Annotated in this window: 22 protein-coding genes; 8 read left to right on the plus strand and 14 right to left on the minus strand. The window is 74.4% G+C overall.

The genetic code is table 11. The features are described 5' to 3' along the window. Positions 1 to 24: 24 nt before the first annotated feature. The 7 genes from MY520_RS16335 to dnaA form a co-directional block, all read right to left on the minus strand. Positions 25 to 1,794 carry an ABC transporter ATP-binding protein gene (locus MY520_RS16335; RefSeq protein WP_436693534.1) on the minus strand — a complete coding sequence of 590 codons (1,770 nt, stop codon included), beginning with the start codon at positions 1,792 to 1,794 and terminating at the stop codon, positions 25 to 27. Beyond that, the gene (locus MY520_RS16340) at positions 1,791 to 2,684 is read right to left on the minus strand and encodes a hypothetical protein (RefSeq protein WP_436693536.1); all 894 of its coding nucleotides are present in this window, start codon (positions 2,682 to 2,684) and stop codon (positions 1,791 to 1,793) included. The genes MY520_RS16335 and MY520_RS16340 overlap by 4 nt, the downstream gene beginning before the upstream one ends. A 44-nt stretch (positions 2,685 to 2,728) precedes the next feature. After that, positions 2,729 to 3,226 carry a DUF721 domain-containing protein gene (locus MY520_RS16345; RefSeq protein ID WP_436693538.1) on the minus strand — a complete coding sequence of 166 codons (498 nt, stop codon included), beginning with the start codon at positions 3,224 to 3,226 and terminating at the stop codon, positions 2,729 to 2,731. Beyond that, positions 3,223 to 4,425 (minus strand): DNA replication/repair protein RecF, encoded by a 1,203-nt coding sequence (gene recF / locus MY520_RS16350; protein ID WP_436693540.1) that lies wholly within the window; start codon positions 4,423 to 4,425, stop codon positions 3,223 to 3,225. Before recF ends, MY520_RS16345 begins: the two co-directional genes overlap by 4 nt. Positions 4,426 to 4,515: 90 nt before the next feature. Next, complete coding sequence (gene gnd / locus MY520_RS16355) at positions 4,516 to 5,475, minus strand: phosphogluconate dehydrogenase (NAD(+)-dependent, decarboxylating) (protein ID WP_436693542.1); 960 nt, start codon at positions 5,473 to 5,475, stop codon at positions 4,516 to 4,518. A gap of 87 nt (positions 5,476 to 5,562) precedes the next feature. Then, complete coding sequence (gene dnaN / locus MY520_RS16360; protein WP_436693544.1) at positions 5,563 to 6,726, minus strand: DNA polymerase III subunit beta; 1,164 nt, start codon at positions 6,724 to 6,726, stop codon at positions 5,563 to 5,565. Positions 6,727 to 7,376: 650 nt separating this feature from the next. Further along, complete coding sequence (dnaA, locus tag MY520_RS16365; RefSeq protein WP_436693546.1) at positions 7,377 to 9,158, minus strand: chromosomal replication initiator protein DnaA; 1,782 nt, start codon at positions 9,156 to 9,158, stop codon at positions 7,377 to 7,379. A 597-nt stretch (positions 9,159 to 9,755) separates the two neighbouring features. Here dnaA and rpmH point away from each other — a divergent pair. The 8 genes from rpmH to MY520_RS16405 all read left to right on the plus strand — a co-directional run bounded on the left by rpmH (position 9,756) and on the right by MY520_RS16405 (position 15,359). Then, positions 9,756 to 9,893, plus strand: coding sequence for a 50S ribosomal protein L34 (rpmH, locus tag MY520_RS16370; RefSeq protein ID WP_089305879.1), 138 nt, complete (start codon positions 9,756 to 9,758; stop codon positions 9,891 to 9,893). 1 nt (position 9,894) lies between these two features. After that, positions 9,895 to 10,278, plus strand: coding sequence for a ribonuclease P protein component (gene rnpA / locus MY520_RS16375; protein WP_436693548.1), 384 nt, complete (start codon positions 9,895 to 9,897; stop codon positions 10,276 to 10,278). Beyond that, positions 10,275 to 10,613, plus strand: a complete 339-nt coding sequence (gene yidD, locus MY520_RS16380) for a membrane protein insertion efficiency factor YidD (protein WP_436693550.1) — start codon at positions 10,275 to 10,277, stop codon at positions 10,611 to 10,613. The genes rnpA and yidD overlap by 4 nt, the downstream gene beginning before the upstream one ends. Further along, entirely contained in the window at positions 10,606 to 11,721 is a 1,116-nt protein-coding gene (gene yidC, locus MY520_RS16385) for a membrane protein insertase YidC (protein ID WP_436693551.1), read from the plus strand. The genes yidD and yidC overlap by 8 nt, the downstream gene beginning before the upstream one ends. 100 nt (positions 11,722 to 11,821) lie before the next feature. Continuing rightward, a complete protein-coding gene (locus MY520_RS16390; RefSeq protein ID WP_436693553.1) occupies positions 11,822 to 12,511 on the plus strand; it encodes a protein jag in 690 nt (229 codons plus the stop codon). A 41-nt stretch (positions 12,512 to 12,552) separates the two neighbouring features. Beyond that, positions 12,553 to 13,167, plus strand: coding sequence for a 16S rRNA (guanine(527)-N(7))-methyltransferase RsmG (gene rsmG, locus MY520_RS16395; protein WP_436693555.1), 615 nt, complete (start codon positions 12,553 to 12,555; stop codon positions 13,165 to 13,167). Between the two features lie 75 nt (positions 13,168 to 13,242). Then, positions 13,243 to 14,322 carry a ParA family protein gene (locus tag MY520_RS16400; protein WP_436693557.1) on the plus strand — a complete coding sequence of 360 codons (1,080 nt, stop codon included), beginning with the start codon at positions 13,243 to 13,245 and terminating at the stop codon, positions 14,320 to 14,322. Beyond that, positions 14,319 to 15,359: a ParB/RepB/Spo0J family partition protein gene (locus tag MY520_RS16405; RefSeq protein WP_436693559.1), complete on the plus strand. Its 1,041-nt coding sequence runs from the start codon at positions 14,319 to 14,321 to the stop codon at positions 15,357 to 15,359. Before MY520_RS16400 ends, MY520_RS16405 begins: the two co-directional genes overlap by 4 nt. A 143-nt stretch (positions 15,360 to 15,502) precedes the next feature. On the opposite strand, the gene MY520_RS16410 is transcribed toward MY520_RS16405, so the two are convergent. The 7 genes from MY520_RS16410 to murJ all read right to left on the minus strand — a co-directional run. Continuing rightward, the gene (locus MY520_RS16410) at positions 15,503 to 16,498 is read right to left on the minus strand and encodes a D-alanine--D-alanine ligase family protein (RefSeq protein WP_436693561.1); all 996 of its coding nucleotides are present in this window, start codon (positions 16,496 to 16,498) and stop codon (positions 15,503 to 15,505) included. Continuing rightward, positions 16,495 to 17,898: a PLP-dependent aminotransferase family protein gene (locus MY520_RS16415; protein ID WP_436693563.1), complete on the minus strand. Its 1,404-nt coding sequence runs from the start codon at positions 17,896 to 17,898 to the stop codon at positions 16,495 to 16,497. The genes MY520_RS16410 and MY520_RS16415 overlap by 4 nt, the downstream gene beginning before the upstream one ends. A gap of 171 nt (positions 17,899 to 18,069) precedes the next feature. Beyond that, positions 18,070 to 19,212 (minus strand): N-acetylmuramoyl-L-alanine amidase, encoded by a 1,143-nt coding sequence (locus MY520_RS16420; RefSeq protein ID WP_436693565.1) that lies wholly within the window; start codon positions 19,210 to 19,212, stop codon positions 18,070 to 18,072. A 123-nt stretch (positions 19,213 to 19,335) separates the two neighbouring features. After that, positions 19,336 to 19,662, minus strand: coding sequence for a thioredoxin (trxA, locus tag MY520_RS16425; RefSeq protein ID WP_436693567.1), 327 nt, complete (start codon positions 19,660 to 19,662; stop codon positions 19,336 to 19,338). Between the two features lie 135 nt (positions 19,663 to 19,797). Next, positions 19,798 to 20,772, minus strand: a complete 975-nt coding sequence (gene trxB / locus MY520_RS16430; protein WP_436693569.1) for a thioredoxin-disulfide reductase — start codon at positions 20,770 to 20,772, stop codon at positions 19,798 to 19,800. Between the two features lie 129 nt (positions 20,773 to 20,901). After that, on the minus strand, positions 20,902 to 22,515 hold the full coding sequence (locus MY520_RS16435) for a hypothetical protein (protein WP_436693571.1): 1,614 nt from the start codon (positions 22,513 to 22,515) through the stop codon (positions 20,902 to 20,904). Positions 22,516 to 22,586: 71 nt separating this feature from the next. Next, positions 22,587 to 24,411, minus strand: a 1,825-nt coding sequence (murJ, locus tag MY520_RS16440) for a murein biosynthesis integral membrane protein MurJ (protein WP_436693573.1), incomplete at its 5' end; no start/stop codon positions are given.

Genomic DNA, 24,411 nt, shown 5'->3' on the forward strand with positions numbered 1-24,411 from the left:
TCAGCGCACACGGTCGACGCCGGGTCAGACGAGGAGCTGGGCGGCGGCGAGCTCGCGGTAGAGGGGGCTGGACTCGACCAGCTCGTCGTGGGTGCCGCGGGCGACGACCCGGCCGTGGTCGAGCACCACGATCTGGTCGCTGTCGAGCACCGTCGACAGCCGGTGGGCCACCACGAGCAGCGCCCGGTCCTCCGCCGCCGCGGCGAGGGTCTGCCGGAGCAGCTGCTCGTTGCGGGCGTCGAGGCTGGCGGTCGGCTCGTCGAGCAGCAGCAGCGCCGGGCGGGCCAGCAGCGACCGGGCGATCGCCAGGCGCTGCCGCTCCCCGCCCGACAGCAGCACGCCGTCGTCGCCCACCGGGACGTCGAGCCCCCGCGGCGAGCGCTGCACCACCTCGGTGAGCCCGACGTCGGCGAGCACCGCCCACAGCTCCGGGTCGGTCGCGCCCGGCGCGGCCAGCAGCAGGTTGTCCCGGACCGAGCCGGCCAGCACCGGGGCCTCCTGCTCGACGTAGCCCAGCCGTGCGCGCAGGGCGGCCCGCGGCAGGTCGCGCACGTCCGTGCCCGCCCACCGGATCACGCCGCCGTCCAGCGGGTAGAAGCCCTCCACCAGCGCGAGCACCGTCGACTTGCCCGCGCCCGAGGGCCCGACCAGGGCCACGCGGGAGCCGGCGGGGACGGCGAGGGACACCCCGCGCAGCACCCCGGTGCCGTCCGGGTAGCCGAAGGTGACGTCGTCCAGCTCGAGCAGCGGTACCGCGCGGGACGGCGGCGTCGCGGGGACGGGCAGCACCGCGCCGCCGCGCTCGGGCCGGGCGTCGTCCTCCGGCGCCAGCGCCAGGATCTCCTGCACCCGCGCCAGCGCGCCGAGCCCCATCTGGATCTGGTTCCACGCGCCGATCGCCTGCCCCAGCGGCATGACCAGCAGGAACAGGTAGAGGATGAACGCGACCAGGTCCGCGACGGCGATCGACCCGGCGGCCACCCGGTACCCGCCGAGCCCGAGGACGGCGAGGAACGCACCCTGGACGGCGATCGAGCCGGCGGGGGAGACCAACGCCTCGAGCCGGGCCACCCGCACCCCGGCGTCGTACGCCCGGCCCGCGCTCGCGCCGACGACCTCCACCTCGCGGCCGGTGGCGCTGCTGGCCCGGATGGTGCGCACCGCCGACAGCGCCCGCTCCACGGCCGCCGTCATCGCGCCGACCTCCTCCTGGGCCTGCTTCGACAGCCGGCGCACCCCGCGGGACACCGTGGCCACCACCGCGACCCCGATCGCGACCGACACCACCGTGACCAGCAGCAGCCAGCCGTCGACCAGCGCCATCGCCACCAGCGCACCGGCGCCGACCACCACCGAGCCGAGGATGTCGACGACGCCGGAGGTGACCGTGGCCCGCAGCAGCGTGGTGTCGGCGCCCACCCGCGACATGAGGTCGCCGGTCCGCCGCCGGTCGTACTCGGCGACCGGCAGCCGCAGCAGCCGGTCGGCCAGCGTCCGCCGGGTGGAGAGCACCACGCCCTCGGCGGTGCGCTGCAGCAGGTACTGCTGGAACGCCGACAGCGCCGAGGACGCGACCAGGACGACGACCAGCGTGAGCACCGCCGGCAGCAGCGCCCGCCCCGCACCCACCGCCTCGATGACCCGGGCGACCAGCGCCGGCTGGGCCAGCGCGCCGGCGGCCGCGACCAGCGACAGCCCGGCCGCGGCGAGCAGGGGGCGGCGGTGCGGGCGCAGCAGCGGCAGCAGCTCCCGCAGCCCGGCCGACGGCGACGGTGCCGGCGCCAGCTCGGTCACGCGCCCGCGGCCAGGGCGCCGACGATCGCGGTGAGCAGCCGGGCGTGGTGCTCGATCAGCTCGGGGCGGTGGCCGTCGGGGCGGATCGCGGCGACGAAGCCGCCCGCCCAGCCCCCTCCGTGCCCGGCCGTCGTCCAGAACTCGTCGCCGTCGTCGGTGCCGAGCAGCAGGCCGCGCACCGTCGTGTCCTCCACCAGCCGCCGGACGGCGGGGCCGTCCTCGGCGGCCAGCAGCACCCACCGGGCGTCGAACACCGGGTCGCCGCTGGGCACCTGTGCCAGCCCGCCGGTGCGGTGCTTCCAGAACCGGGCGGGGGACAGCCGCAGCCGCGGCACCGTGCCGAGCACCGGCGCGGCGGTGACGGCGTACTCGGGGACGGCGTAGCGGCCCGAGGCGTAGAGGACGTCGAAGGCGACCAGGTCCAGCGACCCGTAGCGGCCACGCATCACGCCGGCCGGACGGTGGTCCTTCGTGGCCCGCACCGGCGCGGTGGTGACCAGCTCGGCCAGGACGGCGTCCTGCGGAGCGGTGCCGTCGGAGATGTCCCAGCCGTGCTGGATCGCCCAGCCCTGCGCGCCGACCGGGTCGCCCTGGTAGGCGAAGACCCGCTCCAGCTCGCTCGGCGTGCGCGGGCGGCGGCCGCCGAACCCCCCGGCCCCGGCCGGCTGCTCACCCACGGTCTGCGGCTGGACCGGGCGCTCGGGCTCCGCGGCCGGGAGGTCCCAGCCGGGCGGCTGCCACGCCGGCTCGGGCTGCGGCGGCTCGGCCGGCCGGTCGGGTGCCGGACCCGGGGTGTCCCCCTTGCCCAGGTGGACCGGCTCCCGCCAGCCGCTGCCCTCGTCGGGCCGGTCGTCGAAACCGTCGCGATCGCGGTCGCCGGGGCTGCTCATCGCTGCATCGTCCTCCCGGAGCGGCCCGGTCCCGGGCGGCGCTCCTATCCGTACGTGTCGCGCGGCCCCCGCCCGCGGACCGACCGCGGACCCTTCTTCCAGCTCGGGGCCGTCGGTCCGACAACGCGCAGCCGGGTCACGACGTCCCCGCCGATCGAGGCGCGCAGCCGGCCCAGGATGGTCGGGGCCAGCAGCCGCAGCTGGGTGGCCCACGCCGTGGACTCGGCGATGACCAGCAGCTCGCCGTCGTTCAGGGTCTGCGGGGCGCAGTGCGCGGCGATGTCCGGCCCCACCAGGGCCGACCAGCGGCCGAAGACGGCGCCCACCTTGGTGTGCTCGGTCCAGTCCTGCGCGCTGACCAGCGAGTCGACCAGCCGGCCGAGCGGCTGGGGGTCGTCGTCGCCCGGGCGGGCACCGGTCCAGGTGCGCCGCGGGCCGGCGATCCGCCGCCGGGTGGGCCGCGGCCGGGACGCCGACGCGGCGCGGGCGGCCTCCAGCGCCGCCCGCGCGATGTCGCTCGGCCGCCCCTGGTCCGAGGTCACCGCGCACCCTCCTCGAGCACCGCGCCGTCCACGGCCCCATCCTCGGCCGCCGCGGCCCGGGACGGAACCGCCTGCCCCCCGGCGACCTGCACGACGGTGCGGCGCAGCTCCGTCGGGACGTCGTCGAGCACGGCCGCGGTGATCAGCGTCTGCTCGGCCGAGCGCGCCACCGCCGCCAGGGCCGCCCGCCGCTCGGCGTCGAGGGTGGCGAAGACGTCGTCCAGCAGCAGGACCGGCTCCTCGCCGTCGGACCGGAGCAGGGCGAAGCAGCCCAGCTTGAGCGCGAGCGCCAGCGACCAGGACTCCCCGTGGCTGGCGAACCCCTTCGCCGGCATCGACCCGAGGGAGATGACCAGGTCGTCGCGGTGCGGCCCGACCAGCGTCATCCCGCGGTCGACCTCCTCGCCGCGGCGCTCGGCCACGCGCTCGCGCAAGGCCGCGCTGAGCTCGGCGACGTCGGGCAGGCGGTCCCCCGGCGGCAGCGGCGTCCCGTCCCCGGCCAGCGGCACGGTGCTCGCGTAGCCGAGGGCCGCGACCGCCGCGTCGGCCCCGGCGACGTCGGCGTAGGAGCGGGCGACGTGCGGGCCGAGCTCGGCGACCAGCCGGAGCCGGGCGGCGAGCAGCTGACCCCCGAGCTCGACGAGGTGGCCGTCCCAGACGTCGAGGGTGGCCAGGGCGTTGCCGCGGGCCAGCCGGGCGGTCTTCAGCAGGGCGTTGCGCTGCTTGAGCACCCGGTCGTAGTCGCTGCGCACGCCGGCCAGCCGCGGGGTGCGGCTGACCAGCAGGTCGTCGAGGAAGCGCCGGCGCTCGCCGGGGTCGCCGCGGACGAGCACGAGGTCCTCCGGAGCGAAGAGCACGGTCTTCACCAGGCCGAGCAGCTCCCGCGGCCGCGGCAGGGCGGCGCGGTTGACCCGCACCCGGTTGGCCCGGCCCGGGTTGATCTCGATCTCGACGAGCAGCTCGCGGTCCTCCCGGCGCAGCGCGGCACGCACCACCGCCTGCGGTGCGCCCTGCCGGACCAGCGGGGCGTCGCTGGCGACCCGGTGGCTGCCCATCGTGGCGAGGTAGCCGACGGCCTCGACGAGGTTGGTCTTGCCCTCGCCGTTGCGGCCGACGAAGACCGTCGGTCCCGGGGTCAGCGCGATGTCCACCCGGTCCCAGTTGCGGAAGGAGCCGAGCTGCAGGTGCCGCAGGTACACCTCAGCATCCCGTGGGTGACGTGCTGGAACGGCCGCCCTTCAGGGTCCCGCGCCGAGCGTGCGAGGCGTGGGGGGAAGGGTGGTCCTTTCTCATGCGGGGCGCTCGGCCTCCTGCTGCCGGACCGCCTGCACCGCGTGACCACCGAACTGCTGGCGCAGCGCGGCGACGGCCTTCATCGTCGGGGAGTCCTCCTGCCGCGAGGAGAACCGGGCGAACAGCGACGCGGCGATCGTCGGCATGGGGACGGCGTTCTCGATGGCCTGCTCGACGGTCCACCGGCCCTCGCCGGAGTCCTCCGCGTAGCCCCGAATCTTCTCCAGCTCGGGGTCCTCCTCCAGCGCGCGGACCAGCAGGTCCAGCAGCCAGGAGCGGATGACCGTGCCCTGGGTCCAGGACTTGACCACCCCGGGCACGTCCTCGATCAGGTCGACGGCGGCCAGCAGCTCGTAGCCCTCGCCGTAGGCCTGCATCATCGCGTACTCGATGCCGTTGTGGACCATCTTCGAGAAGTGGCCGGCGCCGACCGGTCCGGCGTGCACGAACCCCGCGCCGGGCATCTCCTGGCCGGACTCGTCCACCGGCGACGGTGGCCTCAGGGCGTCGAAGACCGGCTGCACCTTGGCGACGTCGTCCTTCGTCCCGCCGACCATCAGCGCGTAGCCGTTCTCCAGGCCCCAGACCCCGCCGGAGACGCCGGCGTCGATGTAGCCGATGCCCTTCTCGCGGAGCATCACGTCGTGGATCTGGTCGTCGGTGTACTTCGAGTTGCCGCCGTCGACGACCACGTCACCGGGGCTGAGCAGCTCGCCCAGCTCCTTGACGGTGGCCTTCGTGGGGTCCCCGGCCGGGACCATGACCCACACCACGCGCGGTGCCGACAGCGCCTCGACCAGCGCCGGCAGGCTGTCGACGTCCCGCCGGTCGGGGTGGTGGTCGAACCCGATCACCTCGTGACCGGCGCGGCGCAGCCGCTCCCGCATGTTGCCGCCCATCTTGCCCAGACCGATCAGCCCCAGCTGCACGACAACAGTCCCCTCGTTCGCGATCACGGTTCTCGGCTCATCGTGCCCGGCGGACGGCCCTCCTGCAGGGTCCCGCCGCGCGCTCGCGAACGGTGGGGGGCAGGAGGGTCCATCTCACCCGGGCAGGCGCACCGGCATGATCAGGTAGCGGTAGCTGCCCGGCCGCTCGGCCGGACGGGACGCCGCCTGGTCGTCGTCGGCCGCCGGCTCCTCCACCCCGGAGAGCACGGCCGGCTTGAGCGGGCTGGTGAAGTCCATCCGCGCCCGGCTGGTGTGCACCGCCGCCAGCCCGTCGAGCAGGAACGTCGGGTTGAAGCCGATGGTCAGCGGCTCGCCCTCGAACTCGACGTCGCAGCGCTCCTCGGCCTGGCCCTCGTCGTCGGACCCGCCGGCCCGCAGCGTGACCTGGCCGGGGGTGAACTCACAGCGCAGCGGGGTGCCGCGCTCGGCGACCAGGGCGACGCGCTTGGCGGCGTCGGTGAACAGCCCGACCGGCAGCACGGCGTTGGCCTGCGAGTCGTTGGGCATGATCGCGCGGTACTTGACGAACTCGGCGTCCAGCAGCCGGGTCGTGGTCTGCCGGTCCTTGCCCGAGAGGCCGAGGATGCCCTCGCCGGAGCCGCTGGAGGACAGCGAGACGACGATCTCCGGGCCACTGGTCAGCGTCTTCGCTGCGTCGGCCAGCGTGCGGGCGGGCACGAGCACCGCCGCCGACAGGCCAGGGGTCTCCGGGCGCCAGGCGAACTCGCGCACCGCCAGCCGGTAGCGGTCGGTGGCGGCGAGGGTGACCAGGTCGTCCTCGATCTCCAGCCGGACGCCGGTGAGCATCGGCAGCGTGTCGTCCCGGCCGGCGGCGATGGCCACCTGGCCGACCGCCTCGGCGAAGACGTCGCTGTCCACGACGCCGGCCGACGAGGGCATCGACGGCAACGATGGGTAGTCCTCCACCGGGAGCGTCGGCAGGCTGAACCGCGCGTTGCCGCAGGCGATCGCCAGGCGTGGGCCCTCCGCGGTGATGTCCACCGGGTGCGGCGGCAGCGCGCGGGTGATCTCGGCGAGCAGCCGCCCGGGCACCAGGGCCCGGCCGCTCTCCGACGCCTGCACGTCGACCTCCGCGCGTGCGGACACCTCGTAGTCGAAGCCCGACACCGACAGCTGACTGCCGTCGACCTCGAGCAGGATGCCGGCCAGGACCGGCACCGACGGCCGGGGCGGCAGGCTGCGCGCCGTCCAGGCGACGGCATCGGCGAGCACCTCACGTGCCACCCGGAACTTCATGACCTGATCCACCCCAGCTCTGTGCGTGCTCCTCCTGCTGCGGTGCTCATCGTGCCTTCTGGGGGCGACATGCGGGTAACCGCGGCCCCCATCGGGTCACTCCCAGCGCTGCTTCCCCACCCAGAGTGTGGTTCAAGGACTCCTCGGAACAACTCCCTCATCTTCGTCATCACTGGTGTGGAAGCTGGGGATCGAGCCCGTCCGCGCAGGTCAGCGCCGAAGTCGACATGTTGGCGGACTGTGGGTGGATCGTCCCCGTCCGGTGTCGACACGTGGACATCTCGACGTCCGTGCACACCGGTCGCCGTCCGTCCACGTCCTGTCCCATGGTTCCCCCAGGGTCCGTCCCCAGGTGGTGTGCACGACCGGGAGGCGTGAGCCGGCCGACGGCGGGGTAGTGCGGTCCGGAGACGGAGAACGAGCAGGTCAACGACGAGGTACCCCGATCCGGGCGGCTCGCCCCGTCCGGGGTGTCCGTGACGTGCCGTGAGCCCGTCGGTACGAGATACCCCCAGCCTGTGCACATTCCTGGGGACAACTCGTCGACGAGTCGACCGAGGTCACCCGTCCGGGGGACCCGGAGGCCACCGTCTCCGCGGTGGGGAGCGCACACCGGCCACCCACAGGCTTGTGGACAGCCGGCCGTCCGGTCACTGCCGGGCGCGGCTCTTGATGCGGGCCGTGAGCTCGGTCACCTGGGTGTAGGTGGCGCGGCGCTCGCTCATCAGGTTGGTGATCTTCTTGACCGCGTGCATGACCGTGGTGTGGTCCTTGCCGCCGAACGAGGCGCCGATCCGGGGCAGGGAGAGCTCGGTCAGCTCGCGGCACAGGTACATCGCGATCTGCCGGGCGTTGACCAGCGTGCGGCTGCGGTTGGAGCCCTGCAGCTCCTCCATCGTCACGGAGAAGTACTCGGCCGTGGCCGCCATGATGATCGCCGCGGTGATCTGCGGGCCCTGCTCGTCGCTGATCAGGTCCTTGAGCACCAGCTCGGCCAGCGGCAGGTCCACCTGCTGCTTGTTGAGGCTGGCGAAGGCGGTGACCCGGATGAGCGCGCCCTCGAGCTCGCGGATGTTGGTCTGCACCTTGCTGGCGATGAACTCGAGCACCGCGTCGGGCACCTGCAGCCGCTCGCCGTAGGCCTTCTTCCGCAGGATCGCGATGCGGGTCTCGAGGTCCGGCGCCTGGACGTCGGTGATCAGGCCCCACTCGAAGCGGGTGCGCAGCCGGTCCTCCAGCGTCGTCAGCTTCTTCGGCGCGCGGTCGGAGGTGATGACGATCTGCTTGCTGGCGTTGTGCAGCGTGTTGAAGGTGTGGAAGAACTCCTCCTGCGTCCGCTCGGCGCGCTCCAGGAACTGGATGTCGTCGATGAGCAGGAAGTCGATGTCCCGGTAGCGACGGCGGAAGTCCTCGGCGCGGCCGGAGTGCACCAGGTTGATGAACTCGTTGGTGAACTCCTCGGTGCTCACGTACCGCACCCGGACGTTGGGGAACATCCGCGCCGCGTAGTGCCCGATCGCGTGCAGCAGGTGGGTCTTGCCCAGCCCGGAGTCGCCGTAGATGAACAGCGGGTTGTAGGCGCGGGCCGGCGCCTCGGCCACGGCGACCGCGGCGGCGTGGGCGAACCGGTTGCTGTTGCCGATGACGAAGCTGTCGAAGACGTACTTCGGGTTCAGCCCCGGATCCTGCGCGCCGGCCGGCGCACGCCGGTCCCCGAACAGCGGCACGGCGTCACCGCCGCGGGCGGACGACGCGCGGCTGTCCCCCCGGCGGCCGCGGCCGGCGGGGGCGGGCGCCTCGTCGGGCTGCCCGCCGCCGGTGTCGAGGTCGAACGGCAGCACGGCGGCGCCGTCGTCGTCGGGCTCGCTGCCACCCCAGTCCCGCTGCGGGCGGGAGGGCCGGCCGGACGGCCGGCGGGCCGGCGGGCTCCAGTCGGTGGGCGTCCACTCCTCGCCCTCCCGGGCCGGCGGCGGGAGGTCCTGCCCGGGACGCTCGGCGACGTCGCGCTCCCAGGTCAGCGGCCGGGTCACGTCGGTGCGCACCCCGAAGGCGCTGCGGCCGTCGTCGGCGCGGTCGCGGGTCTCCCGGTCCTCCTCGGCCCGCTGCGCCTCGACCGCCGACCACCGCCGCCGGGTCGGAACCGGATCGTGCGGCGGCTCGACGGGCTCGGCCGGGGTGTCCTCGACCTGGACGGCGACGCGGATGTCGCGGCCCAGGTGCTCGGACAGGGCCTCGGCGAGCACCCGCCGCATCCGCGACTCGAGCACGGTCTGGGTGAACTCGTTCGGGGCCGACAGCACCGCCGTGTCCTCGAACACCCCGACCGGCCGGGTCAGGTTGAGCATCGCGTTCTGCTGCGGGGACAGGCTCGTGGCCAGCCGCTCGCGGATCTGGTCCCAGACCGTCGCCAGGTCAACCGTGGCATCGGCCATGGCCGTGTCCTCCCCGATTCCGTGTGTCGTCGCCCCACCGAGGCCGCTGACTGCCGGGCGCCGTCGTCCCCCGGTCAGTCCCCCGCTGTGGACATCCGGACACACGGTGTCCACACCGGTGTCCACAGGCTGTGCACGACCAGCGGCAGGATCGGCCGGCATCCGCGGGTGCGGACCGGGCAGAGGCGTCGTCGCTGGTCAGGAACGGGATGGGAGGTTCTCGGAGTGGTCGCGGTGGTCGGTCGACCCAGCGGGGCGGCCCCTGCGCCGGACTCGGATGTCCGGTGTGGAGCGACGGCGACGCTAACAGCCTCATCCACAGCCCGGCAACGACGCGGGACGGCCGTTGCCGCGCGCCGCCGGGCGTGTCGCGAGCCTCGCGCGGCGCGTCGTCGCCGTCGGGCGTCGGGTGTGGTGGAGCCTGGGCAGTCGGCGTCCGGGCGGCCTCCGGCACTCCGCGTTCCTCGGCTATGCTGGTCGGAGTCTGTGGACGGCGGACGGCGGGGGCCTGACCGGTCACCTCGTCCGGACCGTCCTTCGCGCGTGCCCGCCCACCGGTGGGTGCGCACCGTCGATGTCGTGTAGTGGGAGTACCTCGTGAGCAAGCGCACGTTCCAGCCGAACAACCGCCGCCGGTCCAAGACCCACGGCTTCCGGCTGCGGATGCGCACCCGCGCCGGGCGGGCGATCATCGCCGGCCGCCGGCGCAAGGGCCGCGAGAAGCTCTCCGCCTGAGGTGTTGCCCGCGCAGGCACGCCTGCGCCGGCGTCCGGAGTTCACCGCGGTCGTCCGGTCCGGCAGGCGCGCCGGACGGCCGACCATGGTGCTCCACTACCTCCCCGAACGGCCCGTGACCCCGGGTGCCGGCCCCGCCGGTGGCCCCGGTGGTCCACGGGCCGGCTTCGTGGTGGGCAGGGCCGTGGGCAACTCCGTCGTCCGGCACCGGGTGACCCGGCGGCTGCGCGCGGTGGTGATGGGCGAGCTGCACCGGGTGCCGCCGTCGGCGGACCTCGTGGTGCGTGCCCGGCCGGAGGCGGCGTCCGCCAGCTCTGCCGACCTGCGTCGCGACCTCGCCGCCGGCCTGGACCGGGTGCTCGGCGCGCGGGCGCGCGTCTCGTGACCACCACCCCGGCGAGGCCCGCCCCCGGCTCCCGCGGCGCGGTGGGCCGGGCGCTGCTGGCCGCGGTGCGCTTCTACCAGCGGGCGATCAGCCCGGCGCTGCCACCGCGGTGCCGCTTCGCCCCGACGTGCAGCGCGTACGCCGCCGAGGCGATCGCCGTCCACGGCGCCGCGCGGGGCAGCTGGCTCGCGCTGCGCCGGCTGCTCAAGTGCGCCCCCTGGCACCCCGGCGGGTTCGACCCCGTTCCGCCGGCGCGCGGCGCGGCTCCCGGATCCGACGAAGCCCACCCCCCGGCTCCCCGCCGGGCACCCCAGCAGGAGGCTGGCGTTGCTTGACTGGCTGTACACCGCCATCTCCTGGGTCCTGGCCCGGTGGCACTCGGTCTGGAACCTGGTCTTCCAGGACCCCGACGCGGGCACCGGGCTCTCGGGCCTGGCCTGGGCCCTGTCGATCGTGTTCCTCGTCGTCACGATCCGGCTGATCCTCTTCCCGCTGTTCGTCAAGCAGGTCAAGTCGCAGCGGGCGATGCAGGAGATCCAGCCGGAGATCCAGAAGCTGCGCAAGCAGTACGGCAGCGACAAGCAGGGCTTCAGCCAGGCGATGATGGCGCTGCAGAAGGAGCGCGGGGTCAACCCGCTGGCCGGCTGCCTGCCGATCCTCCCGCAGATCCCGGTCTTCCTGTCGCTGTTCCACGTCCTGCGCCGGCTGGCTCCCGGCGCGGAGGGGCTCTACGGGTGGAGCGACGAGCTCACCGACGAGGCCGCCCGGGCGCCGTTCTTCGGGGCGCCCATCTCCTCCTCGTTCAGCATGAGCGGGGCCAAGGAGGAGGCGATCCTGGCGATCGCCTCCTACGCGAACATCCGCGTGGTCGCGTTCATCCTCATCGTGGTCATGTGCGTGACGACCTTCATCACGCAGAAGCAGATCATGCGGCGGTCGGGGCCGGTCGAGGGCCAGGCCGCCATGGTGCAGAAGCTGCTGCTCTACGGCATGCCGCTGAGCCTCTTCGTCACCGGCTTCTTCTTCCCGATCGGCGTCCTCCTCTACTGGTTCACCAACAACCTGTGGACCCTCGGCCAGCAGTTCTTCATCCTGCGCAAGATGCCGCCGCCCGGCTCCCCCGCCGCCCTCGCGAAGGCCGCCGCTGACAAGCCGGCCATCGACCCGAAGTCCCTCGCGCCCAAGCCCGGCGCCAAGCCGGTCCGCCCGAAGCCCGGCCGCCCGGCCGACACCTCGGCACCGGTCGACATGACCAAGCGCAGTGACACCCCGGCCCCCGTGGACGGCGACGACGTGCTGCCGCCGGGTGCGACCGCGTCGGGCGCCAACGGCAAGCCGCCGGCCGGCCGTGGTCAGCCCGGTCGCCCGCGCAGCGGTAGCGGCAGCGGGGGCGGGCGTGGCAGCCAGGGTCCGGCCAACCGCGGGAAGCGCAAGCGCCGCTGACCCGGCGCTGCGGCGTCCGGCGCGGACGTCCGCCGGCCCTGCGGCCCGCCATCGACCACCGGGGAACCCCGGACGCCCGCTCCGACTGGGAGGAACAGCCATGAGCGCCCCGCAGCACCCCACCGACACGACCGCGACCGCCGAGGCGACCTCGGGTGCCGTCCTCAGCCCCGTGCCGGCCGACACCCCCCCGACCCAGCCGGACCTGCCCGATCCGGACGACGACGGCGCCGACGCCCTCGTGGAGCCGGCCGACACCGAGGTCGACACCGCGGACGACGTCGAGGCCGAGACCGAGGACGACGTCGACGGCGACTCCCGGAGCCGCGACGACCTGCTCGTCCGCGAGGGCGACGTGGCCGGCGACTACCTCGAGCGGCTGCTCGACATCCTCGACGTGGACGGCGACATCGACCTCGACGTCGAGGGTGACCGTGCCTCCGTCGCGATCGTCGGCGGGCAGCTGACCGACCTGGTCGGCCCCGACGGCTCGGTGCTCGAGGCCCTGCAGGAACTGACCCGGCTGGCCGTGGCACAGTCCACCGGCGTCCGCAGCCGGCTGATGCTCGACATCAGCGGATTCCGGGCCAAGCGGCGCGCCGACCTCACCACGCTGGCCGCCGAGGCGGCCCGCCGGGTGGCCGGCAGCCGCCAGCCCGAGCGGCTGGCCGCGATGAACCCGTTCGAGCGCAAGGTCGTCCACGACGTCATCGCCGGCGTGGCCGGGGTGCACAGCGAGTCGGAGGGCGAGGAGCCCAACCGCCGCGTCGTCGTCCTCCCCGACAAGTGAGTTCGGCGCCGGAGACCCCACCCGCCCCACCGGCCCCAGCCGTGGCGCGGCGGGTCTTCGGGGACGCCCTGCCGGCGGCCGAGCGGTACGTCGCCCGGCTGGCCACCGACGGCGTCACCCGCGGCCTCATCGGGCCGCGCGAGGTGCCGCGGCTGTGGGAGCGGCACGTGCTCAACAGCGCAGCCGTGGCCGAGGCCGTCCCCCCGGGCGCCGCGGTGGTGGACGTCGGCAGCGGGGCCGGGCTGCCCGGCGTCCCGCTGGCCCTGGCGCGACCGGACCTCCGGTTGACCCTGGTCGAGCCGATGGCCCGGCGGGTGGAGTTCCTGGAGGAGGTCGTCGCCGAGCTCGGCGTCCCGTGGCGGGTGGTCCGCGGCCGCGCCGAGGATCGCTCCGTCCGCCAGGCCGTCGGCCCGGTGGACGTCGTGACCGCCCGGGCGGTCGCCGCGCTCCCCCGGCTGGTCGCCTGGTGCCGCGACCTGCTGCGCCCGGGCGCCCAGCTGGTCGCGCTCGTCGGTACCCGCGCCGTCGAGGAGCTGCCCGCGCTGGTGCCCGAGCTCGAGGCGGCCGGCATGCGCGAGGTGCACGCCCGGGCTGTCGGCGCGGACCTCGGCGACGCTGCCACTACCGTGGTGGTCATGACGCGTGGAACGCGGTGAGTCCTGTTCCACGTGGAACCCGTACGACTCCCCGAGCCCGTTCCACGTGAAACGGATCGGCAGGAAGGACCCGAGATGACCGACCCGGGCCAGCGGCTGCGGAGCAGCCTCGCCGCCGACCAGGCGGCCAGCTCCGGTGCGGACTTCGACAGCCCCATCGCCATGGAAGCCCTGCGGGCCACCCGGGTGCTGCACGCCGCCAACCAGGAGCCCTTCCCCGCGCCGGGACGGATCCGCGTCATCACGATCGCCAACCAGAAGGGCGGCGTCGGCAAGACCACCTCGGCGGTGAACCTGGGCGTGGCGCTGTCCCTCTACGGCTTGCGGACGCTCGTCATCGACCTCGACCCGCAGGGCAACACGAGTACCGCCCTCGGGGTGGACCACACCGTCGGGACGCCGTCCATCTACGACGCGCTCGTCGGCGACCACTCGCTGTCGGAGGTCGTGCACCCGACCACGGCCAGCCCGCTGCTGCACTGCGTGCCGGCGACGATCGACCTCGCCGGGGCGGAGATCGAGCTGGTCTCGGTGGTCGCCCGCGAGTACCGGCTCCGCCGGTCGATCGAGGCGTACCTGTACTCCCTGCCGGCCGAGCAGCGGCCGCACTACGTGCTCGTGGACTGTCCGCCGTCCCTGGGACTGCTGACCCTCAACGCCCTGGTGGCCGGCGACGAGGTGCTCATCCCCATCCAGTGCGAGTACTACGCGCTCGAGGGGCTGGGCCAGCTGCTCAACAACATCGACCTGGTCCGCCAGCACCTCAACCCGGGCATCGCCGTCCGGACCATCCTGCTCACCATGTACGACGGGCGCACCAAGCTCGCCGACCAGGTGGCCGAGGAGGTCCGCAAGCACTTCGGGGACCTCGTGCTGAACGCCGTCATCCCGCGCAACGTGCGGGTCTCGGAGGCCCCGGGCTACGGCCAGTCGGTGCTCACCTACGACCCCGGCTCGCGCGGGTCGACCAGTTACGTGGAGGCCGCCCGCGAGCTCGCCGAGCGGGGCGTCTCACTGCCGCCGTTGAGCGCGCCGCCCGCCCCCGGCGGCCCGCCGACCACCCCGATGAACGCCGTCTCCGTCGCCCCCCGGGCGTTCGCCGCCACCGACGCGGCGACCGTGCCCGTCCCCCCGTCCTCTGAGGAGAGAGCATGAGCAAGCGTGGCGGTCTCGGCCGGGGGCTCGCGGCGCTGATCCCCACCAGTCCCCCACCCGTCGAGCAGTCCGCGCTGCCCGAGTCGGCGGACGGCGGCGAGCGCCCGGACGGCGCGGCACCGGCCTCCGCTCCGGAGACCACACCCACGGTCCACCTGCTGCCGCCGGCCGCGCAGGCCGCCGAGACGGTCGCCCGGCGGCAGGAGGAGGCGGTCGGGGTCCCGGGCGCGCACCTGCGCGAGGTGGCCGTCGGCGACGTCGTCCCCAACCCCAGGCAGCCCCGCCAGGTGTTCGACGACGAGGCGCTGGAGGAGCTCACCCACTCCGTCCGGGAGTTCGGCCTGCTGCAGCCGATCGTGGTGCGCGAGCGGGACGGCAGCGGTTACGAGCTCATCATGGGCGAGCGCCGGCTGCGGGCCGCGCGCGCGGCGGGCCTGGACACCGTGCCGGCGATCGTCCGGGACACCACCGACGACGCGCTGCTGCGCGACGCCCTGCTGGAGAACATCCACCGGGTCCAGCTCAACCCGCTGGAGGAGGCCGCCGCCTACCAGCAGCTGCTGGAGGAGTTCGGCGCCACCCACGAGGAGCTGGCGAGCCGCATCGGCCGGAGCCGGTCGCAGGTCACCAACACCATCCGGCTGCTGAAGCTGCCGGTGAAGGTGCAGACCCGCGTCGCCGCCGGGGTCATCTCGGCCGGGCACGCCCGCGCCCTGCTCGGCCTGCCCGACGCCGAGGCGCAGGACGCGCTGGCCACTCGCATCGTCGCCGAGGGGATGTCGGTGCGGGCCACCGAGGAGGCGGTCGCGATGGCCGTCGCCGAGGAGCCGGCCAGCAAGCGGCGTCCCCGGAAGTTCTCCGCACCGGGCGTCGAGGACCTCGCCGGCCGCCTGTCGGACGCCTTCGAGACCACGGTGAAGATCCAGATCGGTCGGGCCAAGGGCCGGATCGTCGTCGAGTTCGGCTCGGTCGACGACCTGCAGCGGATCATCGGTCAGATGGCTCCGGACATCACGGGCCGTCGCGCCGAGAGCTAAGGCCCGGAAAGACCCACGAGGGCCGGTTGCGTCACTGACGTAACCGGGCCCTCGTGGGTGCCCCGCGCGGGGTCCCGGGCATAGGAGGCTATCCATACGTCCTGGCGCCAGAAACGTAGGCATAGCTTCCTATGCCGGCGGGGCTAGCGGGCGGTGACGGCCCGACGGGTCAGCAGCCGGGAGAGGACGTCGCCGAGCGAGTGGCCGGCCGCCTCGACCGCCATCGGGAACATCGACGTCTCGGTGAGCCCGGGCGAGACGTTCACCTCGAGGAAGTGCACCTCGCCGTCCGGACCGACGATGGCGTCGGTGCGGGACAGGTCGGCCAGACCGAGCACCCGGTGCACCTCGACCGCGAGCGCGGCCGCCTTCGCGGCGACCTCCGCGGAGACCCGCGCAGGGGCGTGGTACTCGGTGAGCCCGGGCGTGTAGCGGGCGGTGTAGTCGAACACCCCGGACTCGGGGGCGATCTCGACCGCCGGCAGCGCCTCGGGCCCCTCCCCCAGGTCCACGACCGACAGGGCGAGCTCCACGCCGTCGACGAACCGCTCGACCATCACGGTGTCCCCGTAGGCGAAGCAGCTGACCATCGCGGCCGGGAGGTCCTCGACGCGGGTCACCTTCTGTGCGCCCAGCGCGGATCCACCCGAAGCCGGCTTCACCATCAGCGGCAGTCCGAGCCGGGCGACGATGAGGTCCAGCACGGCGCCGGCGCCCAGCTCCCGGAAGGTGCTGTGCGGCAGCGCGACCCAGTCCGGCGTGGTCACCCCGGCGGAGCGGACGACGGACTTGGCGGCCGGCTTGTCCCACGCCAGCCGGCAGGCCGCGGCCGGGGAGCCGACGTAGGGGACGCCGGCCAGGTCGAGCACCGCCCGCAGCGCGCCGTCCTCGCCGGTCGCGCCGTGCAGGGCGATGAAGACCGCGTCGGCCGGAGCGGCGGACAGGCCGGGCAGCAGCTCGGCGTCGGCGTCGCGCACCTCGGCGTCCACCCCGGCGCGGGTCAGCTCCTCCCAGACCTGGGTGCCGGAGGAGAGGCTGACCTCCCGCTCGAAGTTCAGCCCGCCGGCCAGGACGACGGCGCGCAGGGGATGGCGTGCCCCCGCGGACTCCGGGGCGGGTGCGGCAGCGGCGTCGGTCATGCCCGTCCGTCCTCGTAGGTGTCGCTGTTGGCCGGGCCGACGATGTTCTCGGCGTCGTGGCTGCGGGTGGGGGCGCCGAGGGCGCGGAACGCGCCGGTGTCCACGCCGTCGAAGGTGGAGTGCAGGTCCAGCTCGGCCTCGATGACGCGGGCCAGCCGGCGCACGCCCTCGCGGATCTGGTCCGGCTCCGGGTAGCAGTAGGACAGCCGCATGTACTCCCGGCCGCCGCCGTCGGCGTAGAAGCCGATGCCGGGCACGTAGGCGACGTGGGCGTTGACCGCGCGCGGCTGCATGCGCTTGGCGTCCAGGCCGTGCGGCAGCTTGAGCCACACGTAGAAGCCGCCGTCGGGCTTGGTCCACGTCGTGCCCGGGGGCATCAGCTGCTCGAGGGACTCCAGGGTGGCGTCCCGCCGCTCGCGGTACAGCTCGACGAAGTGCTTGATCTGCTCGCGCCAGGGCTGGGTGTCGAGGTACCGGGCGACGGCGTACTGGGTGAGCGAGGGGGGGCAGAGCACCTGCGCCTCGGTGGCCAGCACGAGCTTCTCCCGGACGGCGAGCGGGGCGAGCACCCAGCCGACGCGCAGGCCGGGAGAGAACGTCTTGGAGAACGAGCCGAGGTAGATGACCCGCTGGGAGTTGCGCGCCCGCAGCGCCCGCATGGGCTCCCGGTCGAAGCCGAGCAGCCCGTAGGGGTTGTCCTCGATCACGAGCAGGTCGTAGCGGTCGGCGATCTCGATGATCGCCTGGCGGCGCGGCTCGGACAGCGTGACGCCGGCCGGGTTGTGGTAGTTCGGCACCGTGTAGAGGAACTTGACCCGGTCGCCGTTGGCCCGGCACTCGAGCAGCGCCTGCTCCAGCGCCTCGGGGATCAGCCCGTCGTCGTCCATCTGGACGTGCCGGACCCGCGCCTCGGCGGCCTGGAAGACCCCGAGCGCACCGACGTAGGAGGGGCCCTCGGCGAGGACGACGTCACCGGGGTCGCAGAACACCCGGGTCACCAGGTCCAGCCCCTGCTGGGAGCCGACGGTGACGACGACCTCGCTCGGCGAGGCGTCGGTGATGCCCTCCAGCGCCATGACGTCGCAGATCCGCTCGCGCAGCCGCGGGTCGCCCTGACCGGACCCGTACTGCAGCGTCTGGGCGCCCATGCCCGACACCAGCTCGCCGATCATCGAGCCGACCGCGTCGAGCGGCAGCGCGGTGACCGCGGGCATGCCGCCGGCCAGCGAGACGACCTCGGGGCGGCTGACGACGGAGAACAGCGCGCGGATCTCCGAGGTCTTCATCCCGTGGGTGCGTGCTGCGTACCGGTCGGCCAGCGGGTCCAGCCGCGGGTGGCGCGGCGCCGGGTGGGGGTGCACACCGGGACCCGGAGGGGTGCCGGGCGGGAGAGAGGCCACCTGTCGAGTGTAGGGAGCCCTGCGGAGCGGCCCGCCGGGGACACGTCGGGCGGACGGACCGTTCGGTCACAGCCGTCCCAGCCGCCCCCGCGTTCTTGGCGGGGTATTGGATCCCATGCCCGCGTCAGAGCAGCCGATACGCGGGTAGAGGATCCAATACCGCGGAGGGCGTCAGACGCGCTCGGGGAGGACGAACGTGCCCGTCGGCGGGTCGGCCTCGGCGGGCAGGAAGAGCCGCTGGACGGCGGCCAGGACGGCGCTGGCCACGGTGCTGCGCAGCCGGGCGTCGAGCAGCAGCAGCCGGTCGACCGGGTGGGAGAGGTAGCCGCAGTCGATCCGCACCGCCGGCATGCGGCTGGCCCGCAGCAGGTCCCACGTCTTGGCGTGCGAGCCCAGGTCGAGCATGCCGGTGCGGGCGATGACCTCCCGGCGGACCAGGTTGGCGAACTGCTCGCCCACGGTCGAGGAGGCGCCCGACCCGGTGCCGTAGTAGTAGCTGGCCACCCCGCGGGCGTGCTCGGAGGCGTGCGCGTCGAGGTGCAGCGAGAGGAACAGGTCGGCGCGGGCGTCGTTGGCGAACGCCGTCCGTTCCGCGGGGGACGGGTTCTGGTTCCGCCCGCGGGTCAGGTACACCGTGGCGCCGGCCGCGGCGAGCCGGCCCTCGATCCGCGAGGCGAGGTCGAGGACCAGGTCGGCCTCGGTGGTCTCCCCCGCGGTGAACCCGGTGTCGGGACCGCCGTGCCCGGGGTCCACGACGATGCGCCGGCCGATCAGGTGCGGGCCGCTCTCCACGAAGCTGGCGCTCTGCCGCAGCAGCTGCGGACGGCCACCGGTCACCTTGCGCCCGAGCTGCCGCAGGGCGCGCAGCGTGGCCGGGCCGCACGTGCCGTCGGAGGTCAGCCCGTAGTCGCGCTGGAAGGCCCGCAGCCCGGTCTCGGTCTCCGCACCGAAGACGCCGTCCACCGGGCCGGCGTCGTAGCCGAGCTCGTGCAGCCGGTCCTGCAGGTTCGTGACGTCGTCCCCACGGATCGGGCGCACCGGGTCGTGGTGCAGCAGCCGGTCACCGAGGGACCAGCGGGCCTCGGACAGCGCGCGGTAGGTCTCCTCGCCCACCCGGCCGTCGACGGAGAGCCCCCGGACCTGCTGGAAGTGCCGGACGGCGAGCTCCGTGGACTGGTCGTAGACGGCGTCGCCGTCCTCGTCCCCGACCGCGGCGGGGAGCAGCCCGATGCTGCGCAGGGCGGCGTGGACGTCGGCCACGGCGGGACCGCGGTCCCCGGCCCCGAGGGGGTGCATGCGGCTGTCGGTTCCCATCGTGGGTCGATTGTGGTCCCCGGCCGTCCTCCCGGCCCGTCGGGGGGCCCCGGACGGGCCGGGCCTCCCCGGCGCGATGCCGGGGAGGCCCTGTGAGACGAGGCCCCGCAGGGGGGCGCTTGCTCAGATGTAGTCGGCGAGGTCCGAGAGGATGGCACCCTTGGGCTTGGCGCCGATGATGCTCTTCACCGGCTTGCCGTCCTGGAACACCGTCATCGTCGGGATCGACATGACCTGGTAGTCACGCGCGATCTGCGGGTTCTCGTCGATGTTCAGCTTCGCGATCGTGAGCTTGTCGCCGTGCTCGGCGGCGATCTCCTCGAGGACCGGGGCGACCATCTTGCACGGACCACACCACTCGGCCCAGAAGTCGACGAGCACGGGCTTGTCGCTGCCCAGCACGTCGTCGGCGAAGCTGGCGTCGGTGACGGTCACGGTGTTGCCTGCCATGGTCGTTCTCCTCGTGGTTCGGAAGTGGCCTCGGGTGTCACTGCAGTGGGGCCCGGCTGGGACAACCGGCCGGAGGGGCGGTCTATGCCCCGCCTGAGCTGGTGATGCCCGCCGCAGACCGCCGGCGAACGCCGCTCAGCGCTCGCCGAACGCCTCGGCGAGGTACCGCTCGGCGTCGATCGCCGCTGCCGCGCCGGTGCCGGCCGAGGTGATGGCCTGCCGGTAGATGTGGTCGACGACGTCACCGCAGGCGAACACGCCGTCGATGTTGGTGCGGGTGGTCGGGTGCTCCACCTGGATGTAGCCCTCGTCGTCCAGCTTGAGCTGGCCGGCGAAGATCTCGCTGCGGGGGTCGTGGCCGATGGCGACGAAGACGCCGGTGACCGGCATGTTCTCGGTCGCGCCGCTGTCGGTGTCGGTGAGCTGGACGCCGGAGACGGTCTCGTCGCCGAGCACGTCGGTCACCTGCTTGCCCAGCTGCCAGCGGATCTTCTCGTTGTCCTGGGCGCGCTGGACCATGATCTTGGACGCGCGCAGCTCCTGGCGCCGGTGGACGACGGTGACCGACTTGGCGAAGCGGGTGAGGAAGGTGGCCTCCTCCATGGCGCTGTCACCGCCGCCGACCACGACGATGTCCTGGTCGCGGAAGAAGAAGCCGTCGCACGTGGCACAGGCCGAGACGCCGCGGCCCAGCAGCCGGGCCTCGTTGTCCAGGCCCAGGTACCGGTACTTCGAGCCGGTCGCGACGATGACCGCGTGGGCGCGGTGCACCTCGTCGCCGACCTTCACGATCTTGGGCTCGGCGGTCAGGTCGACCTCGCTGACGTCGCGGGCGACCAGCTCGGCGCCGAAGCGCTCGGCCTGCTGGCGCATGTCCATCATCAGCTGCGGGCCCTGGATGCCCTCGGCGAAGCCGGGGAAGTTCTCGACCTCGGTGGTGGTCATGAGCGCGCCACCGAACTGCGAACCCTCGAACACCAGCGGGTGCAGGTTGGCGCGGGCGGCGTAGACGGCGGCGGTGTAACCCGCCGGCCCCGACCCGATGATGATCAGGTCGCGGATGCCGTCATGCTCCGCCGGCGGGATCGCGGGGTTCCCGTCAGTGGTCACGGCGGGTCCGGGGGTCGGGTGGTCTGAGGTCACGGGCGGCACAACGAGGATCGTAAGAGCCGCATTCCCCCGTCAGCAGGGCCTCATTCCAGCCCACGGAAGTCCCGGCCGGGCGGTTCGGGACGGCCGTCAGCCGGCCGGCTGCAGCGCCACCTCGGCGATGCCGGCGGCGAAGCCGTCGCCGGACTCCACCAGCCCGGTCACCCACACCAGCACGTACTGGCTGGTCACGGTCTCCTCGAAGGGGAGGTCGGTGGTCGCCTCCAGCTCGCCGGTGGCGACGACGTCGAACTCGTCGATGCCGGCGTCGGGCGCGTCGGCCACCCGGATCTCGACAGTGGCACCGGGTGTGGTCGTCGTCACGGACACCCCGGCCAGGGCCTGCGCCGAGCCCAGGTCGTAGACGACGCCGACGCCGTCCTTGAGGTTGCCGAACGCGGGCGAGCCCCGGTAGGTGAGCGTCGACCAGGCGGTCGCGGGGTCGCCGTCGAAGGACAGCGAGATGTCGTCGACGTTCTCCGGCTCGCCGTCGCCGCCGGGGTCGAGCACGGCGGCCCCGACGATCGTGGCGGCCGGGGCGTCGCCGGGAGCCGGGCTCTCCTCGTCGGCCGGCGCGCTGCTGGACGGCGCGCTCGGCGCCGTGCCGCCCTCGCCGACCGAGCCCGCCACGGACAGCACGTTCGACCCCAGCCACCAGGCCAGCCCGATGACCACGGCCAGCGCGAGCAGCGGCAGGCCGACGACGAGGAGCTTGCGGCGGCCCGCGGGGGCCGGCTCGGCATACCCGTCGCGGTCCGGCTCGTCGGTGACGACGTCGTCCTCGACGCCGAAGCCGCCCGCCAGCGGCAGCAGGTCGTCGTCCTCCTCGCCGCGCGGCGCGGGCACCGGCGGCCGACCGCGCCGGTCCAGCCGCCGGGGGCCGTCGGGTCCGGCGTCCATCGTGGGCGAGGGGTCCTCGGCGACGTCGTCCTCGCGGCGCTCGCGCAGCCGGCGCAACCACCCGCTGTCGGACTCGTCGACGCCGCGGACCGGCTCCGAGACGTGCCCGCGCGGGCGCTCGGCGAGCAGGGCGGCCATCGCGGCGACGCTGGAGAGGCCGGCGCCGGGCTCCCGGGACCGCGCGCGGCGGACCAGGGCGGCGAGGTCGGGGGACAGGGCCGGCGACCGCCCCGGGGCCTCGCCGGCGCGGCGGTCGGTGAGGCAGTACTCGAGCAGCTCGGCGAGCGCGGCGATGTCGCCCTGCACCGTTCCGCTGGCGGCCGGGACCGCGCGCAGGCCGACCAGGCCGTTGGGCCGCAGGACGACCGTCTCGGGCGTCAGCCCGCCGACGGCGAGCCCGACCCGGTGCGCCTCGGCGACCCCCTCGGCCAGGCGGCGCAGGACGGCGCGGACCTCGCGCTCCGGCATCGGCCCGTCGGCCAGCCGCTCCGCGAGGGTCTGCCCCTCGATCCACTCGTTGACCACGTATGCCGCCCCGCCCGGGGCCGCGCCGCCCGACCCCTCGGCGGCGTCGTAGACCATGGCCAGGGCGGGCGTGGCCAGGCCGCCGGCGGTGAGCGCGCGGGTGATCCACTCGCGGGCCGCGGCGCCGCCGGGGGTGTGCACCCGGATGGCGACGTCCCGGTTGAGGATGCGGTCCTTGGCGCGCCAGCAGCGGATGACGCCGGTCGACGTGGCCTCGGCCGGGCCGACCTCGGCGAGGGGCCGGTAGCGGTCGGGGAGGCCGGTGGTCGTGGACGTCATCGACGCGGCCGACTCCCTGTTCGCTCCAGGCCGGTGGCGGGGGTGCCCCGGCGGTGGCGTCGCCGCGGTGCTCATCCGCGCCCCAGCCGGGCCCTGACGGCGGCCAGGGGCTCCCGGACCTCGGAGACCCGGGCGAGCACGAGCCCTGCCAGAGCCGCGACGCCGACCACCACGGTACCGATCAGCAGGGTGCCGAGCGAGCCCGCCACCGAGGTGCCCAGCGCGCTGTTGGTCACTGTGACCGTCCCCCAGCCCAGCAGGCCCGCGACGAGCGAGGCGGCGGCGATCGGCAGCACCGGACCCAGGCTCGACCGGGTGCCGAGCACGCCCAGCCGCCGGCGGAGCGCGAGGTGCCCGAGGGCCCAGCCGACGAGGTAGGTGGTGCTCGTGGCCAGCATCAGGCCCGCGACCACCTCGTCGGGGTCGACGACGACGGGGACGAGCAGCAGCAGCGGCACCCGGACGGCGACCATCCCGAGCTGGATGAGCGTCGGGGTGCGGGCGTCCTTCATCGCGTAGAAGACCCGCAGCTGGAGCAGCGTGACCGCCATCGGCAGCAGGCCGAACGCCCCGACAGCGAGCGCGACGCCGATGCCCCGGGCCTCCGCGGCGCTGGTGTTGCCGTGGGCGAAGGCGACGGTGGCCACGGCGGGACCCAGCACCGCCAGTGCGGCCGTGACCGGCAGCAGGCCCAGGGCCGACAGCCGGGTGCCGAGGGCGAGGTCCTGCACGACCCCCGGGATGTCGGAGCGCGCCGCGGCCCGGCTCATCCTCGGCAGCAGCGCGGTGAGCAGGGCGACGCCGATGATCCCGTAGGGCATCTGGAACAGCAGACTGGCGTTGGCGAAGGCCAGGTTGCCCAGCCCGCCGGCGTCCGCCGCCCCGGCGGCGACCCGGTTGGCCACGACGACGCCGACCTGGCTGACCAGCACGTAGACCACCATCCACAGGCCCAGCGAACCGGCCTCGGCCAGCCCGGTGCCGCGCAGCCCCCACTGCGGGCGCAGCGGCACCCCGTGCCGGCCGAGCAGCGGCAGCAGCACGAGCGCCTGGACGGCGATCCCCAGCGTCGTCCCGATCCCGAGCAGCCACACCTGGGTGTCGGTGATGGTGACCGGCGTCAGTGGACCGGCCCCGCCGGCGAACACGAACAGCGCGCCGGTGAGGATCACCACGATGTTGTTGAGCACCGGCGCCCACGCCGGCGGGCCGAACACCGCGCGGGAGTTGAGGATCGCGGTGGCCAGGGCGCCGATGCCGTAGAAGACGATCTCGACCAGCAGGATCCGGGCCAGCCAGTTGGCGAGCGCGACCTGGGCGGGGTCCCCGCGGATGCCCATGAGCCAGGTCAGCGCCGGCGCCGCGAGGACGGCGAGCGCGGTCAGCGCGGTCAGCACGACGACGGTGAGCGTCATCAGCCGCTGGGTGTACCGGACGCCGCCGTCCTCGTGCTTCTCCTGCGCGCTGACCAGCAGTGGGACGACGACCGAGGTGAGCACCCCGCCCAGCAGCAGCTCGTAGACGATGTTGGGGAGCAGGTTCGCGACCGTGTAGGCGTTGCCGACGGCGGCCACGCCGAGGACCGCGGTGAGCACCGCCGTCCGCAGGAAGCCGGTCAGCCGGGACACCAGGGTGGCCACGGCCATCGTCCCGGCGGCGCGCAGGATGCCGCGGCTGGCGCCGGGGGCGCCCTCGCGGGCCTCGACCTCCTCGTCGGTCTCGTCGACCGGACGCGGCACCGCCGGCAGCACCGGGATGAGCTGGGTGTCGTCGGGGCCGGGCACCCACCGCCCCGCCCGAGGGCGCGGCGGCGGCACCGGGGGCAGCGGGCGGACCCGCGCCGCCGGTGACGGGCCGCGGGTGGCCGGTGGCGGCGGGGTCGCGGTCGGCGTCGGG

Source organism: Geodermatophilus sp. CPCC 205506 (assembly GCF_051383635.1).
In the GTDB taxonomy this organism is placed as follows: domain Bacteria; phylum Actinomycetota; class Actinomycetes; order Mycobacteriales; family Geodermatophilaceae; genus Geodermatophilus.

What these genes read in the sequence shown, in the direction of transcription:
- MY520_RS16410 (WP_436693561.1), bottom strand. Translation starts at nt 16,498, where the DNA reads ATGACCGACGCCGCTGCCGCACCCGCCCCGGAGTCCGCGGGGGCACGC.
- MY520_RS16400 (WP_436693557.1), top strand. Translation starts at nt 13,243, where the DNA reads ATGACCGACCCGGGCCAGCGGCTGCGGAGCAGCCTCGCCGCCGACCAG.
- trxA (WP_436693567.1), bottom strand. Translation starts at nt 19,662, where the DNA reads ATGGCAGGCAACACCGTGACCGTCACCGACGCCAGCTTCGCCGACGAC.
- MY520_RS16420 (WP_436693565.1), bottom strand. Translation starts at nt 19,212, where the DNA reads ATGGGAACCGACAGCCGCATGCACCCCCTCGGGGCCGGGGACCGCGGT.
- MY520_RS16435 (WP_436693571.1), bottom strand. Translation starts at nt 22,515, where the DNA reads ATGACGTCCACGACCACCGGCCTCCCCGACCGCTACCGGCCCCTCGCC.
- dnaN (WP_436693544.1), bottom strand. Translation starts at nt 6,726, where the DNA reads ATGAAGTTCCGGGTGGCACGTGAGGTGCTCGCCGATGCCGTCGCCTGG.
- MY520_RS16340 (WP_436693536.1), bottom strand. Translation starts at nt 2,684, where the DNA reads ATGAGCAGCCCCGGCGACCGCGATCGCGACGGTTTCGACGACCGGCCC.
- MY520_RS16390 (WP_436693553.1), top strand. Translation starts at nt 11,822, where the DNA reads ATGAGCGCCCCGCAGCACCCCACCGACACGACCGCGACCGCCGAGGCG.
- dnaA (WP_436693546.1), bottom strand. Translation starts at nt 9,158, where the DNA reads ATGGCCGATGCCACGGTTGACCTGGCGACGGTCTGGGACCAGATCCGC.
- MY520_RS16405 (WP_436693559.1), top strand. Translation starts at nt 14,319, where the DNA reads ATGAGCAAGCGTGGCGGTCTCGGCCGGGGGCTCGCGGCGCTGATCCCC.